Here is a 15,070-nt window from a genome sequence, read left to right as displayed (position 1 = left end):
TTCCCGGTCCGACTACTGCTCCGGAGGCATAGGCTACGCTAAGGAGCAATTATCTATCAATCGGGTTCTGCCATACTGCAAAGCGCAGGCAACATGCGCTTCACCGTCTATCTTTTCAAGGTACTCTAAAGTGTGCGGATGAAAAATTTCAAGATAATCTTCTTTGGCATCCGGAACATTCTCCTGCCAATAGTCACGTACTGCCTGTTTGACAGCCGCCACTTCTTTTTCCCCTTCCTTCACCCTCCGGCACCCGACCTGCAATCCCTTATTTATATGCGGAGCCTTGGAACGTTCTTCCGGAGACAGGTATACATTACGACTACTCAAGGCTAGCCCGTCAGCTTCACGGACAATGGGGCATCCATGAATTTCGGTGGGGATATTCAAATCATTGACCATACGACGAATTATAGCCAACTGCTGCCAATCCTTTTCGCCGAACACGGCCATACTTGGAAGAGTCAGCATAAAAAGCTTGGTTACCACCGTACATATCCCTCGAAAGAAAACAGGCCGACTGATACCGCAAAGCCGCTTTGCCATATGGGGTACTTCAACCCATGTCATATGGTCCTCTACATACATCGCGCCTGCTTCCGGGGCAAATAAAATATCCGTACCCTGGGCCTTTGCAATGGCAGCATCCCTTTCCAAATCGCGAGGATAGGTGTCCAGGTCTTCATTTTCACCAAATTGGGCAGGATTGACAAAAAGAGTAGTAATAAGCTTATCGCTATTAGCCCTGGCATACTGCATAAGACTCATATGCCCTTCATGGAAATAACCCATGGTTGGAACAAGGCCGGTTTTCACACCGGAAAATCGCCATTGGCAGCAAAGGTTTCGTAATTCATCTAAACTTGTAATTATCTGCATATTAACCTTGGTCTGTGAGGAGAAATCATTGACCACTTCTCACTCTTCTAATTAATCTGTTTGAAGTACAAGCAATCATAGGCGCCCTGCGCAAAAAACTCCCGGCAGAAAAAATGAAGCATTGTTGCCTGAACAAGCCATTCCTGACACCGCAATTTAGCAGCGGATCTCGAATCGAAAAAATACTACTCTATCAAAATCAAGAATGTAAGTAATTTATGTCGTTTATCCGGCTCCCCAGCCAACTAACAAGCAAGTTCTCTCCACTTTTCTCCTCTTCTATTTGAAAAATATGAAACCGGCTGCTAAAGCGGAGAATGTCAAATCTCCATCGCCCCTTTATCAAACACCGGTAAACCGTACCCAACCTACCTAAAAATTCTTTCTTCCCAATATGGTACAATTTTAGCTAGGAAAGGAACAGTACCTGTGACTGTCAGGCGTTTCTTTTATTCATCCTTTACCTACATATCATTTTCTCATGAGTATACTGGACCACGAATCTGTATTTTCGGCCATGCTTCAAAACGGCCCTTTTGCAACTGTAAAATCATCACCCCTTGCAGAACACATGTTTTCGAAAGCTTCAAAATCCTGGGTCGCTGCTCTCAATAATGACCAGCTCATGAAAACCAAGTACAGACTTGTCCGCAATCAAATATTTGATCTACTCGGTATCAACTCGTTGGATGAAACATTGCACCTTATTCATATACCAACTCGCCGCCAGGAAGCTATCAGCAGGTCTCACTCGCTCCTAGCAAACATGTTCGGCATTAGTGGCTCACCTCATGATGTGACTAGACATTTAAACGATTATGCCCGAACAGCAGACGATGTCATCCACACCCTCCGTTCCAAGGTTCTCGCGCCTTACTCTTCTCATCTTGAAACAACCAATGAAATAACATCCACTAATGAACCGGTAACGCTGTTGCTCTGCCTCTTTGATGATCGTTTCCATGAAAAAGCACGTTTTGAAGCAAAACGAAAACTTGCCTTAATGGGGCTAGCAGGCTCCATTGATCATAGGGAGCGTGAGACGTGTATCGCTGATAAATTCTCAGAATTTATCAATTTCCTCAACATGTTTGTCTGGAGTTCCAATCTCAAGATTGGAGAAATGGAACCAGCCTACCTTTACAGTAAACATAATCCAGATGATTTTCAGTGCGCAGAGGTTGAAACCCTCACTCCTGAGGCAGCTCAGCGTCTTAGCCCACAAAAAGGAACCAAATTGACTCTGATCAAACGTAGGAGATTTAACGACCGGGGATCAGAGATTCCAATTTATGTAACCATTAGAAAGAAAGCCCCGGCCGCGAAAGTTATCAAACTTCTGCGAAAAAACGAAAAAAATCCAGCCACTGCCGTTGATGACGAACTTGGCCTTATGGCAGTTCTCAACTCTGTAAATGATGTCAATCGCTTTGTTCGTCACCTTACCCGGTGCGCAGCAAAAGCCGGCTCCTTTATGACCCTGGAAGATATCTCAGACACTCTCACAGGTGGCCGGTACAATGGCAATGCAACAGGCAGCTCCACCAAAACAGCAATGCTCAAATTTTTTGCCCGTATAGGAGGCATGAGAGTAGAATTTATCATTCATACCAATCGGTCATACCTTAACTATATGTACCAGCGAGATGTCGCTCACGACGAATATGAAGTTAAAAGACTCTTTGACACCGGGGTGGCTGAATTTCTCTTTCCCCGAGACTTTTATCATCTCAATCTCACATCCATCCGTGACCGTCAGCTCGCTCGTTTTAGAAAACTCATTGAAGAAAGCTAAAAAATTACATTATCGTAAGGTCTCCGATTTACTCTTTACACATCCGAAACATTGCCTGAAAAACACCACACACTCCCGGCGCCCGGCGAAAATCATCTTTTCTCGGATTACGCACCCTCTCTAAAAATACATTTTTGTAAATCAACAAAAACATGCTATACAAAATTGAAAACAAAAAATGCTTACACACTTTCACTCAAGGCAAGAAGCACCACTAACATACCGTATAAACTTACATTCCCTTAACAATATCATTTCTGGCACTGCCTTTGCTTTAACCTTTGCGATACTAGCTCTTCTTTTTTTATGCAACTTACTCTATGCATCTCAAACAATTACCAGGAGGAAACAAAGTGAAATCCTACAACCCGTCGAATCAGAAAAAAATACTAGGGGGGGCAGCCTTCCTTGCTATCATGGCCGTAGCCATTCCAGCATTTGCAGAAGAAGCACCTACAGCAGATAGCGTTGCGGGAACCCTTATCCAGCTAGCCTACTCCATTGACACATTTTACTTTCTCATGTCCGGCGCTCTGGTCATGTGGATGGCGGCAGGCTTTGCCATGCTTGAGGCCGGCCTGGTAAGAGGCAAAAACACAGTGGAAATTCTCACCAAGAACGTTGCCCTCTACTCCATAGCCTGCATCATGTATTTGATCTGCGGATACAACATCATGTACGGCGATGCCCTGAGCAGCGTTATCCCAGGGTTTAGCTTATTCGGTTTGGCTGACAATACGGTTGGAGACGTCTTGGCATCAGGCGGCGATACGTATTATTCAAACCTGAGTGACTTCTTCTTTCAGGTTGTATTTGTTGCCACAGCAATGAGTATTGTGTCCGGTGCCGTTGCCGAACGTATGAAACTGTGGGCGTTTCTTGCCTTTGCCGTAGTCATGACCGGCTTTATCTATCCCGTCGAAGGGTACTGGAAATGGGGCGGTGGTTTTCTCGATGGTCTTGGCTTCCTTGACTTTGCCGGTTCCGGTGTTGTTCACCTCACAGGCGCTTCTGCTGCTCTCGCCGGTGTCTTGCTCCTTGGTGCACGTAAAGGAAAATACACAGATGGTCGTGTAAACGCCATTCCCGGCAGCAACCTGCCACTGGCAACACTGGGCTGCTTTATCCTTTGGTTAGGCTGGTTCGGGTTCAACGGCGGTTCAGAATTAAAAATCTCCAACATTGAAGAAGCAAATGCTGTAGCCATGATCTTTGTCAACACCAACGCAGCAGCAGCAGCCGGCCTGGTTGCAGCACTCCTGCTCTCCCAGGCATGGTTCGGCAAGGCTGATTTGACCATGGCATTAAACGGTGCCCTTGCCGGCCTCGTTGCCATAACAGCAGAACCCCTTACCCCATCACCACTTGTATCAACTATAGTAGGAGCGATTGCCGGAATCATCGTTGTATTTTCCATCGTCTTCATCGACAAGCTCAAAATCGACGACCCGGTTGGTGCCATCTCCGTCCATGGCGTAGTCGGCCTCTTTGGATTGATTGCAGTCGCCTTCACCAACCCCGAAGGTTCTTTAGTCGCTCAGCTGATCGGCGCCGGCGTTATCTTTGCCTGGGTCTTCACCACCTCATTCATCGTATGGCTCATCATCAAACTGACCATGGGCATCCGAGTCGGCGAAGAGGAAGAACTGGAAGGCGTAGACATTTCAGAATGCGGGCTTGAAGCGTACCCGGAATTTACTAGAAAATAACAGAAGCGGAGGACTCAACTGTGAAAAAGATAGAAGCCATCATCAAGCCATTCAAGCTTGATGAAGTAAAAGAAGCACTTACCGAAATAGGTATCGCCGGAATGACGGTTACCGATGTCAAAGGCTACGGCCGACAAAAGGGCCACAAAGAGGTTTACCGCGGGGCTGAATACAAAGTTGACTTCAACCCCAAAACAAAAGTCGAAATCGTCATTGACGACGACCTGGCAGAAAAAGCGGTCTCTGTTATCCGCGAAGCCGCCCTCACCGGCAAAATAGGCGACGGCAAGATTTTTGTCTTACCCGTGGAAGACATCCTGCGCGTCCGAACAGGAGAAAGCGGACCAGAAGCTATCTAATAACTCCCCCTTCTAGCAGATAGCTTTTCAAAGGGAGGACCGGCGCGCCCCGGTCCTCCCTTTTTTATTGCCGCAAAAGAGTGTCAAAGGAGTACAAACCGCGCTATAGTGGAAACAGCGCATATGGGACCAACACTACATCGAACATAACCTCAACCAGGCGGTCACAATTAACTCTCCAGCAAAGCTGTCCAGCACCCAACGAGAATCACTGCTTACAGGCGCACTCTGCCAGGCATTAATTGTAAAAAAAGAAATTTCCGCCGAAAGATTCCTTCTCCCCGAGATGAAATCGCCGCCTATCCAATGCCCCGATAATTGCCACATCTGCTGCAAATCCTCAGTAACATTGGACCTGACCGCAGTTGAATCATTGATGGTTTATCTCCTGAGCAGGGACATGATCACCCTCACCGAGCAATATACAGCCCTGCATGCCGCCACACAATATTGCCCGTTTCTGATCAAAGACAGGTGCATCATCCATGAATACAAACCCACAGCATGCCAGATGTTCATGCCCTTTGAATACCAGAGCGAACCAATGTGTTATTACCTAGCCAAAGACAAGGGCAACCTTTGCCAGGAAGATTGCAGCGACAGCTACATGAATTCCAACGCCTACGATATCCATGGCTTCATGATGATGACCCAATGCGCGGTTGACGCCTTGCTCCCGTGCAGCTTTTTTAAACATATCTACCAAGGCGTACTCTGGTGGAAAAACAATTACACCATTTTGCCACCAGCCACCAGAATGTGCCTGGAATCTATACTCTGCAATGGCCCTATAGGCTCAACACTCACTGCAGACTTCGAATTTGAAAAGGCCTTGACCACAGGACACGATACATACATCCATATGCTGGAGGAGCACAGAAAATAAAACAGGGGACAGACCACATTTAAAGGCCAAAAGCCTTTAAATGTGGTCTGTCCCCTATTTTGCACCCTATTTTGCATCCCCTATTTTATTTTTTATTCAAGGGATATATTTATCCAACACACCTTCTACATTACCCACCGGCAACGGCTTTGAGAAAAGATACCCTTGAGCGCAATCACATTTAAGCTCTTTTAGTATATTGAACTGTTCCTCGGTTTCCACGCCTTCTGCTACCAACCCCAGATTCAATGTATGAGCCAGAGCGATAATTGTCCTCACTATTTCCTTTGATTCTTCCTGCGCTGCCAATTCCTTGACGAAAGAACGATCGATCTTAAGATCGTTAATAGGAAATTGCTGCAAAGAAGAAAGGGAGGAATAGCCGGTTCCGAAATCATCAATAGCCAACTTGATCCCAATCTTCTGCAGGTCGCCCAAGAGATCAACTGTTTTGTTGCCGCCTTCCATTATAGCACTCTCTGTAATTTCCAATTTGAGCAGACTGGGATCAAGTCCTGTTTTTTCAAGAGTGTTACGTACGAATTGACCTAGATCCTTTTGCAAAAATTGTTTAGCGGAAAGATTGACGTTTATCTTAATACCAGCCATCTTTGGATGGATTGCCCGCCATCGCTGCATCTGCTTGCACGCTTCCCGAAGAACCCACTCTCCCAATCCGATGATAAGGCCGGTTTCCTCGGCGATAGGTATAAAAGTGTTGGGCGAAACTATTCCCAGCCGTGGGTGGTCCCACCTGACAAGGGCTTCAAACGCTACAAGCGATCTGGTCTGTATGTCTATAATCGGCTGATAAAAAAGAAGCAGTTCATTTGAGTGGATTCCCTCCCGAAGCTCATTTTCCAGTTGGAGTGCCTGCGAAGCGAGCTCATGGAGCTTGCGATTAAAAATTTGAAATCGCGCCTTGCCGAGCTCTTTGGCTCGATACATTGCAATATCTGCGTCTCTTAAAATCGCTTCCGTGGTGAGATAATTGCCGGTATTTAATATAATGCCAATGCTCGCGCTCACATGCACATCGGTGTTACCAATAAGAAGAGGGCGCTGAGCTTCCTGCTGCAGTCGATTGGCGATTTCGATCACCTTAGACGATTTACCATAATCCTCCAGAAGAACTGCAAACTCATCACCGCCCAAACGGGCGACAGTATCTCCCGTTCTCACACATGACAGAAAACGTTTTGCAATGCGCTGCAAAAGGTCATCGCCGGCAAGGTGTCCTAAGCTGTCATTGACCCATTTAAAACGATCAAGATCAAGGAGCATCACCGCATAATTATAATCGCTTTTTCGTTTTCTCCTCTCCAGGGCTCTTTCTACACGCTCAAAAAATAAAATGCGGTTCGGAATCTTGGTTAACCCGTCATAGAAGGCTTGTTTAAAAAGTTGATTTTCGAACTCTTTACGCTCAGTAATATCTTCATATATATAAAAAAAACCTTCGAGCTGGTCTTTTATTTTTACAGGAAAACTCAAAACCGATACAGGGATTAACGTTCCCGTACTCGTCCTTCTCATTGTTTCTTTTTTCACCAGTTCGCCACTGCGAATAGCCTTTTCCATGGTGAAAAATTCATCATCGTACTCGCCGGGAACTATAAATTCAGCTAGAGTTTGTCCTTTCAGTTCATCCTCTGAATACCCAAAAAGTTTCTCAAATCCCTGATTAAGACTAACTACCCGCTGCCTTGTATCAAGAGCGACAATCGCCTGAGCCGTTCCTTCAAAAAGCTGCTGAAAATAAGCCTTTTGCTTATTGAAACCATCCTGTGCCCGCCGCAACTCAGAAAGATCCATGACCGTAGCTACGGTATGATCGGAGCCAGCTATTCGAGAGATGTTGAGATAGACAGGTTTTACGTTCCCGTACCTGTCCAGGACTTTGCTGTCATAAGCTGAAGGGACCTGACTTGGGTTTGCCCTGCGTTTGACATGAAAATTATAGAGGCGATCCTTCTCATCGGCCGGAAGGAGCTCCATAAAACTCATTTTTTTTTGCTCCATTGCCTCACGACTATACCCGAACAACTCCTCAGCCTCTCTGTTGACCATTACCAAGGTTGTATCAGAGTCTATCATCAACGTTGCGACTCCGATATTCTCAAATAACTCTCGATATCGTAGTTCAGATTGCTTAAGAGATCGTTCCCTTTCTTTGAGCTCTGTTATATCTCTAAATGTCCCTATACAAAAGCTATTATCTCCGTGACCTGCCTCGGTGATTACAGCCTGCATCGGGAAGAGGGTTCCACATCTCTTCTTGCCGACAGTTTCAATTGTTTTCCCTTGCCAAAGCGGAAACTTTATACTGTCAAAATCCGAGGGTTCAAAAAAATCGCTGAGGCGAAAAGGCTCCTGTAAGGCTCCACCGCTCAATCCGAACATCACCCTGCCGCTTGGATTGATATTAATTACCTCAAGGCTGCCATTAACAAAGGTAACAATGGCGTCCTTGGCCAGAGAGACCACCGCATCTGTATGGGACAGAGCTGCTTCAAGAGATTCCATCACCTGATTATGCCTCGCGGCAATCATGCCCACCTCTGTAAAAGGCTCTACAGGCATCCGTATCGAAATATCTTTGGTTTGCGCCTGCGCATCCATTGCCCGGCATAAATCGACAAGCTCAGTGGTAGCACCGTGTTCGGAAAAATTAAGGCCATTATGTTCATCCTCCTTGGAAACACGAAGGGGAAAAAACTTATTTATCCTGCCAATCAAAAAAAGAGGTATCACAAATGCCATGACAAAGGCTGTGCCGATACCCAAAAGCTGAACCAGCAACTGGTTCCAGAAACCAAGGCCGGTGCCGATTAATTCAGGATCACCAAACACTGCCACTGCAATCGTACCCCATATGCCGCAACCAAGATGCACAGGTACGGCTCCGACAGCATCATCAATCTCCAGCTTAATGAGAGCTATCTCAACAGCAAAACAGATAAGGCCGCCTATGCCTCCTATCAAGACAGCGCTCGGAGCTCCTACACAGTGACAACAGGCGGTAATGGCGACCAGCCCACCTAGAGACCCATTAATCAGGAAGGTAACCCTGGGGACTTTGGTTAGAATGTAGCCTATCAAAAGGTTGCTCAATGCACCGGCAGCTCCTGCAAGCACGGTGTAGACGATAATTTTCGGAACGCTCTCGTTCATTATAAGGGTAGACCCACCGTTAAAACCTATCCAGCCTATCCAGAGGAGACAGGTACCAAGAACGGAAAGAGGGAGATTACTTCCATTGAAACCAAAAAATGCATTCTCCTCACTGAACCTGTGGGCTCGGGGGCCGATAATGATAAGAGTCGCCAGGGCAACCCAGCCGCCAATACTATGAACAACCGTAGACCCTGCAAAGTCTACAAAGCCCAATTTTCCAAGCCAACCAGTGGGATTACCACTCTCCAAGCCGCTCCAGGCCCAATGGCCAAAAATTGGATACACCAGTGTGGAGAGGAGGACGACGATCAAAAGATAGGATGAAAATTTCATGCGCTCAGCAACGGCACCGGAAAATATAGTGGTTGCTGTACCACAAAACATTGCCTGGAAGAAAAAGAAGGTGGCAGATGTCTCGTTGGTTTCAAAACTGACAAAAAACTCTGATGTGCCTAATACCCCGGCATGAGAGAGGCCGAACATCATACCATACCCCAAACACCAGAAAGTGAGGACTGAAACGATGAAATCGGTGAGATTTTTTACAGCTACATTAATGGAGTTTTTAGACCTTGTAAGGCCTGACTCCAAACACATGAAACCGGGCTGCATCAAGAAGACGAGGGTCGCCGCAATTACAACCCACAGAGAGTTCAGCATCGATAAATCATTCATTTCTATTCCGGTCACCTCGGTTCCATGCAAAGCCTACTCGCATTAGCTTCAAATACGAATACCATCAACCCAAGGTTAATAGACAGCAAGCGACATGCCTAAAACTTACAAAAACGAACAATACTGAAGGGTAACAACCACCGACAAAGCCGTAACATGAATAAAAGGGCGCAACTCTCTATTATACTGGTTTATTATATTGAAAAGAGAACGAAATTATGACCTGAAGCAATATGATTAAAAATTGCAAATGGTGGCTTATTCTGGAAAAACCTCTCAAAAACGTAATAAAAGACTATTTTAAATTACGCTTTCGTACACCCCTACCCATTGCAGGAGAGAGCGTAGTGCCACCCACCTAACAAACTTCAGCCTCTACAAATGGCTGAAAACACCTTACGAGATAAAAAAAGAAAAGGGGTCAGGGGGGGGGGGCAGTGTGAAAGTAACCGCCGTGAATTTAATTTCACGCTACCCCAATTGCCCTTGCACCTGAACTAAAGCAATATGCATGTTTTGCATATTGCTATTCCAAACAAGGTCTCTTTCCTAGAAATACCATTCACAAAATTGAAACCAAATAAGCAAATGTTGACCACCCAAACCAAACGGATACAAGCCAAACAAAGGCCACATCAGTTATCCGGAAATACCGGACAACTGGCTATACGCACTTATAGGCCTACAAAGCAGGGCAGTAGTTGCAATATTTGCAACACCTCAATCTCAAACAACTATAAACCTATTAACTTCCCGGTATACCGAAACCGCCAGTACGCCATAAAGCGTTTATTTGAAACGCAATTCACAAACAGTAAAAAAGGTAGGCTCAGAACTAGCCACGCATCGTGAAAACAAAATCACCCCTTTGCCTTGCACTCTGTTCTTCTTTCTTTGCAGTCGTTGCAGGAAGTTACCTGCACATCAGAAACTACGCCTAACTTCTCAGGTTACCGGAAAAAAATTGCACTAAACGAATGAGAGAAAAATCGCTTAAGAGATTGAATTTATATCACAAGTGGCGACCTCACCCACAACGTAAACACTTTTTTTCTATCCAGAGACAATGCTTTGCATTTCAACGACTCCGGGGAGATCAAAACTGCGCTCGTCCCTGAAGACAAGAGGAGAGGTCTACATATAGTAGAAAGGGTTTGACTTTGACTGGGGGGATTTTGTCACATAGCCTGTGCAGAAACCCTAACAGGAATAGTGTAAAATTCAGGATTTGCTTAAATGGTTAACCTTGGCAAGGCGAACCTTGGTAATCAAATTGAAGGTATTATCCGCAGCCCCACAGGCACCTCAACTCTAGATAAAAATACCTTCATGTTTTGGTGCTCATGGATAGTATTAGGTTTTAGATTGCCCGTTTGATGTTAGGTTATGAAGACGGCTGAACTTTCGAGTAGCAGTAGAAATGTGTATCGCAACAGTTGTTCAAAAATTATAACTTAGATATGCCAATCCTTTCATGCAATTGGCAGAGAAACCAAAAAAGTTGTTCCTTTATCGACCTTGCTGGTTACGCTGATCTGTCCCTGGTGCAATTCAACAATATGTTTACAGATGGCCAACCCTAAACCACTTCCCCCTGATTCTCTCGATCGTGCCTTATCCACACGGTAGAAGCGATTGAAGATGTGTGGCAGGGCTTCTTCTGAAATTCCGATACCGTTGTCGGAAACGGAGATTCGTGCCATTGAGTTCTCTGTCGTAATAGATAAGGAAATATTGCCCTTTTCAGAAGTATATTGCGTGGCGTTACGCAACAGGTTCAACATGACTGTTCGTAACAGACTGCAATCTGCTTTCACGATTACCGAACCCGTCTGATGTACCGTTATTGTCTGCTGTTTTTCTTGAAACAACGGCTCAATATAATCAGAGAGTTCCCTAATGAAAGGAACCAGATCTACCTCCGTTATTTCGGCCATCTCGTTTCCTGAATCAGCACGTGCCAGAAACAACAATTGACTGATGATACCGGCCATATGATCCGATTCCCCGGCGATAATTTCCAGAGATTTTTGGTATGAGGACGGTTCTCGTTCCTGCTGTAAGGAAAGGGTCGCTTCGGCCTGGATCACGGCAAGGGGAGCACGTAATTCATGGGAGGCATCGCCGGTTAATTCTTTCTGGCGACGAAACGCTTTTTCCAGCCTTTCCATCATATGATTGATGGTTTCGGCAAGATTTCCCAGCTCATCATGGGTGGTAATTGGGATCCGTCTGCTGAGATCTTTGGCTCCTATATCCTGGGCCGTATCAGAAATATCCTGCACGGGTCGCAAAATTATCCGCAGGAAAAAAATGCCGCAACATCCCATGAGGACGAGTGTCAGGGGCAATACCAGTACAAGAGTCTGGAAGAGCTGGTCCAGTGTTCGTTCGATATTTTTCGTGGTACGTCCGATGACGAGAACGGCTCGTTCGACAGTAATCCTTTTGTCACCTGGTTCAACCTTTGGTACCGGTCCGGTACCATCTTTTGCATGTTCAGAAGAATAGAGGGTTGAATAGAGTCTCAATATTTTACCATCCGGTGTTACTGCAAAAGAAAAGTCACTTTCTCCACCGGCCAGGATCTGGTCAACCTGTTCGGGAGAAACTGAAATCCTTCGCTCCTTAAGGGTGAGATCCTTCAGTTTTTTGTCATTGGTATAATAATAAAAGGAGAGAATCTCACCAGGCTCTTCTTCAAATGAGCCCTTGGCGACAATCTCCATCACATCCCTAAAACGCACGACCTGTTCCGCCCGTTCACGTAGGGTAGTATCCAGGTTGTTGTACAATCTTTTCGAGAGAGTGAAGTAGACGCTACACCCCAATACAAGGAGCAACGTCCCCAGAAGCGCAAGATACCGGACACTGAATGTAAAACTGATGCTTTTATAAAATTTCATAACGCTTGGATCTTGTATCCCGCCCCGCGAATAGTGACGATGATCTGTTTCCCGTATTCCGGATCGATCTTGTTCCTGAGTCTTTTGATATAAACATCCACCAGATTTGACATGGAATCGAAATCATAGTTCCAGGCATGCTCCTCAATCATGGCGCGCGAGATCACCGCTCCCGGCCTGCGCATAAGGTATTCAAGAACCGCATATTCCTTGCTGGTAAGCGTGACCGGGCTCTCTTTCCAATGCACCTCCCTTTTCACCGTATCCAGTTGCAGTTCCCCCACGGTGAGCGTAGAAGATTTCTCCGTGCTCTCTCTTCTCAGCAGCGCACGAACGCGGGCCAGAAGCTCGGCAAATGAAAATGGTTTTACAAGGTAATCATCTGCCCCGGTATCCAGGCCGCGGACCCTGTCCTCAACTTCGTCTTTGGCAGTCAGCATGAGGATGGGAGTGGTGATTTTCTGAGAACGAAGTTCTTCGCAGACAGCCCAGCCGTCTTTTTTCGGCATCATCACATCGAGAATAATCAGGTCATAGGGTGTAACCCCGGCATGAAACAGTCCTTCTTCGCCGTCATGGACGCAGTCCACGGCATAGCTGTTTTCTTCCAACCCCCTTTTCAGGGTATCACACAATCTCAGGTCGTCATCTATAACGAGAATCCTCACGTTGAAACCTCCTCTTCATCGTTCATTCTTTTCAACAACGTACCATATCAATATGAACGGAAGATGACATTTCAAATAATCCTCCCATTTCATCTTGGTTTCATCTTCATGTTCTATCATGGAAACAAATGAAGCAATCGATGTCGAACTACCGGTTCTAAAAAAGGAGTAGGAACCATGATCCATAAACCGAGAAGTATCATGTTAGCTTTTGCCCTGACCATTATCTGGGGAGCCTTGCTGCAATGTGGGGAGGCTTCTGAATCCTCGCAATGCCCGGAAACGGCACGCAATGAAAGCCAATGTAAAACCTGTTGCGATTGCCTGGAGACCAATGGCCCGACACGAAGGAGCTGTCGGGATATCTGTGCCGACTACGATTTCGGTCAGGATTCCGGCAAGGTTCCTATTGATGCTCCTTCCGTACTTGGAGAAGACGGTGACTATTCCACCGCTTTGAACCTGGGAAGCGAACAGGCATGCAAAGAGTACTGCGACGGTTCAGACGAGTTGGCATGCGGAGACCGTCACTACTGCCGTGATGCCTGTAACGCGAAGTTCAGTGGAGTAAGCAGAAAGAGCCCAAAACGTCGTGATAATCAAGGGTTGCCGTCAGAAATTGTTTCAGCTTGTCAGGGACTGCATGAAAAGGCTGCCTGTTACGTTGGTGAGTCATTTTCAGGGAGGTGTTACACGCTTCACAAGCAGCTCGCCTGCCTACTGAGCCCGGAAGAGGTAACCGGTGATCTCAAGACGAAATGGGATGATTTGGACCGAAACAACGATGGCTTTCTGGATATTAATGAGACCAGGGACCATGCTGAGCACCGGGATCAACAACATGACCCCAAGTTTCCCAAGGGAAACGGCAAACACGGTGGTTACAGTGTGGAGCAGGCGATATCGGATCGAGCCCAACTCACAACCATTGCCTTTGCCGCCCTTGCCTATATGACCGGTGACCTCTGTGGCGACTCTTTTTTACCTCCGGGCAAGGTTTCCGACTTTTTCGGCTACCAGTACCTCCGTGATACCGACACCGGGAAGATGGGACATAATACTGATTTTGTTCCCCGTAGCGCGAACAATGTGCTGTCTATCCTAAGCGATGTTCAGAAGGCTGTGCTGATCTCCCTGGCTCAAAAACAGGTGGAGCAGATCAAGGAATTCGGCTACAGGCGTTTTCCCCTGATGAAGGCGTTCCGGCGGCAATTAGGAGGAGATATTCCAACCGGCAGCACCGGCCTCAACAAACAGGCTGTGATCAAGTACTCAAAAGAGTTGTATCAACTTGACGGCAAACTGAGTTTGCAAAGAGCAGAGGTGCTCGGTTCCATAATCCGTTCTCTTAATAAAGAGCAACGGGCCTATTTGGATACAATGGCTGGCGGCAACTCTTTGTCCTGGAAAAAACTTCCGGATCAGGTGGACAAAAAGAGCTACTCCAGGGAAGAGCATGTTGCAATCATGACTTATGCAAGCGAGCTTTTCAGCTGGTATGCCGGTTCGATAGAGGCGGATACCTACTTCTGCCCCGAACGCCACGGTATGTATTTCGGTGCTTTTTACATGAAGGATATTCCGGCCATGGGGAACCCTGATTATTCCATTAGCACAACGGTTACCGGTAACAGCGGGGAAGCGTTCCTGAAGATCCTGAATGAATCACAACGTGAGTTGATTACAAGCCTGGTCAGCATCCAAAAAACAGCACTTCATGAAATTGTCGCAACCAGACGGGAAATTGCTGAAAAACTGCGACAGGCGATGAAATCCGACTCCATCGACAAAGAAGCCGTCCTGGCTATGTCCGGGAGGTACGGTGAGCTGGACGGTGAGATTTCCTATTATTACGCCACGCATTTTGCCGATGTCTATAAAAGCTTGAATGACGCCCAGAAAAAACAACTCACATCGCTCAGGAATCTCGATGAATTCACGTGTAAGGGGGCATTCCTGTACTCAAAAAACATTGCCATGCCGGAAATCAAAAATACGGATTTTCTGTTCTGATTC

9 protein-coding genes are annotated in these 15,070 nt (G+C 46.3%); 5 read left to right on the top strand and 4 right to left on the bottom strand.

Going from position 1 to position 15,070, the window contains the following annotated elements; genetic code table 11:
• Window positions 1-33: 33 nt before the first annotated feature.
• Complete coding sequence (gene panC / locus ACHZCY_RS21480) at window positions 34-879, bottom strand: pantoate--beta-alanine ligase (RefSeq protein ID WP_319550356.1); 846 nt, start codon at window positions 877-879, stop codon at window positions 34-36.
• A 571-nt stretch (window positions 880-1,450) separates the two neighbouring features.
• Here panC and ACHZCY_RS21475 point away from each other — a divergent pair.
• From ACHZCY_RS21475 to ACHZCY_RS21460, 4 genes are all read left to right on the top strand, one after another.
• Entirely contained in the window at window positions 1,451-2,674 is a 1,224-nt protein-coding gene (locus tag ACHZCY_RS21475; protein ID WP_319550355.1) for a hypothetical protein, read from the top strand.
• Window positions 2,675-3,027: 353 nt separating this feature from the next.
• Window positions 3,028-4,383 carry an ammonium transporter gene (locus tag ACHZCY_RS21470; RefSeq protein WP_319550354.1) on the top strand — a complete coding sequence of 452 codons (1,356 nt, stop codon included), beginning with the start codon at window positions 3,028-3,030 and terminating at the stop codon, window positions 4,381-4,383.
• Window positions 4,384-4,403: 20 nt separating this feature from the next.
• Entirely contained in the window at window positions 4,404-4,742 is a 339-nt protein-coding gene (locus ACHZCY_RS21465) for a P-II family nitrogen regulator (RefSeq protein ID WP_205221246.1), read from the top strand.
• A gap of 286 nt (window positions 4,743-5,028) precedes the next feature.
• Window positions 5,029-5,628 (top strand): YkgJ family cysteine cluster protein, encoded by a 600-nt coding sequence (locus ACHZCY_RS21460; RefSeq protein WP_205221247.1) that lies wholly within the window; start codon window positions 5,029-5,031, stop codon window positions 5,626-5,628.
• Window positions 5,629-5,724: 96 nt separating this feature from the next.
• Here the strand turns inward: ACHZCY_RS21460 and amt are convergent, their stop codons facing one another.
• The 3 genes from amt to ACHZCY_RS21445 form a co-directional block, all read right to left on the bottom strand.
• A complete protein-coding gene (gene amt, locus ACHZCY_RS21455; RefSeq protein WP_319550353.1) occupies window positions 5,725-9,480 on the bottom strand; it encodes an ammonium transporter in 3,756 nt (1,251 codons plus the stop codon).
• Between the two features lie 1,472 nt (window positions 9,481-10,952).
• Window positions 10,953-12,386 (bottom strand): sensor histidine kinase, encoded by a 1,434-nt coding sequence (locus ACHZCY_RS21450; protein ID WP_319550352.1) that lies wholly within the window; start codon window positions 12,384-12,386, stop codon window positions 10,953-10,955.
• Window positions 12,383-13,054 (bottom strand): response regulator transcription factor, encoded by a 672-nt coding sequence (locus tag ACHZCY_RS21445; RefSeq protein WP_319550351.1) that lies wholly within the window; start codon window positions 13,052-13,054, stop codon window positions 12,383-12,385. Before ACHZCY_RS21445 ends, ACHZCY_RS21450 begins: the two co-directional genes overlap by 4 nt.
• Before the next feature lie 177 nt (window positions 13,055-13,231).
• On the opposite strand from ACHZCY_RS21445, the gene ACHZCY_RS21440 reads away from it, so the two are divergent.
• Window positions 13,232-15,067, top strand: a complete 1,836-nt coding sequence (locus tag ACHZCY_RS21440; RefSeq protein WP_319550350.1) for a hypothetical protein — start codon at window positions 13,232-13,234, stop codon at window positions 15,065-15,067.
• Window positions 15,068-15,070 lie beyond the last annotated feature (3 nt).

It is taken from the genome of Desulfogranum marinum, assembly GCF_963675105.2.
Classification (GTDB): Bacteria; Desulfobacterota; Desulfobulbia; order Desulfobulbales; family Desulfobulbaceae; genus Desulfogranum; species Desulfogranum marinum.
This window is presented reverse-complemented; position numbering and strand designations above follow the sequence as displayed.

Excerpts from the sequence above, each read along its gene's own strand:
- panC (WP_319550356.1), bottom strand. The coding sequence starts at position 879 with ATGCAGATAATTACAAGTTTAGATGAATTACGAAACCTTTGCTGCCAA.
- ACHZCY_RS21475 (WP_319550355.1), top strand. The coding sequence starts at position 1,451 with ATGTTTTCGAAAGCTTCAAAATCCTGGGTCGCTGCTCTCAATAATGAC.
- ACHZCY_RS21460 (WP_205221247.1), top strand. The coding sequence starts at position 5,029 with ATGAAATCGCCGCCTATCCAATGCCCCGATAATTGCCACATCTGCTGC.
- amt (WP_319550353.1), bottom strand. The coding sequence starts at position 9,480 with ATGAATGATTTATCGATGCTGAACTCTCTGTGGGTTGTAATTGCGGCG.
- ACHZCY_RS21450 (WP_319550352.1), bottom strand. The coding sequence starts at position 12,386 with ATGAAATTTTATAAAAGCATCAGTTTTACATTCAGTGTCCGGTATCTT.
- ACHZCY_RS21440 (WP_319550350.1), top strand. The coding sequence starts at position 13,232 with ATGATCCATAAACCGAGAAGTATCATGTTAGCTTTTGCCCTGACCATT.